This is a genomic window from Kocuria cellulosilytica, assembly GCF_040981245.1.
Lineage (GTDB): Bacteria > Actinomycetota > Actinomycetes > Actinomycetales > Micrococcaceae > Kocuria > Kocuria cellulosilytica.
Genome location: NZ_JAVFWZ010000086.1, coordinates 1 through 586 on the forward strand (window position 1 = coordinate 1; position 586 = coordinate 586).

Sequence of the window (586 nt, forward strand, 5' to 3'; positions counted from 1 at the left end):
AGAACAGGTGCGGCTGGAAGATCGCGATCACCCGGTGCCCGCCCGCGACCTCACGGGCCGCGGTGAGGGCCGCGACGACCTCCGTGGGGTGGTGGGCGTAGTCGTCGAAGACCCGGACGCCGCGCACCTCGCCCCGCAGGTCGAAGCGCCGCGCCGAGCCGTGGAACCCGGCCAGCCCGCGCACCGCGTCCGCGGGCGGGACGCCCGCCTCGAGCGCCACGCAGAAGGCGGCCGTGGCGTTGAGGACGTTGTGCCGGCCGGGCACCGCGAGCTCGAGCTGCTCCTCGCGGCGGTCGGCGCCCTCCCCCAGCACCAGGGTGCTGCGGGTGCGCAGCCCGTCGGCCTCGCCCGGGAGCACCCGGACGTCGGCCCCGGCGTCCGTGCCGTAGCTGACGACACGCCCGCCGGCGGCCCGGTGCCGCTCGGCCAGGGTCCGGGAGCCGGGGTCGTCCTGGCAGGCCACGAGCAGCCCGTCCTCGGGCATGGTCGCGACGAAGTCGTCGAAGGCCCGGTAGAAGGCCTCGCGGGAGGGGTAGAAGTCGAGGTGGTCGGGCTCGATGTTGGTGACCACGGCGATCCGGGGCCC

The 586-nt window shown here is 76.3% G+C and carries 1 protein-coding gene; it reads right to left on the reverse strand.

What is annotated here, in order from left to right:
* A partial coding sequence (locus RCG67_RS17125) for a Mur ligase family protein (protein ID WP_368828004.1) occupies positions 1–586 on the reverse strand: 586 nt, incomplete at both ends.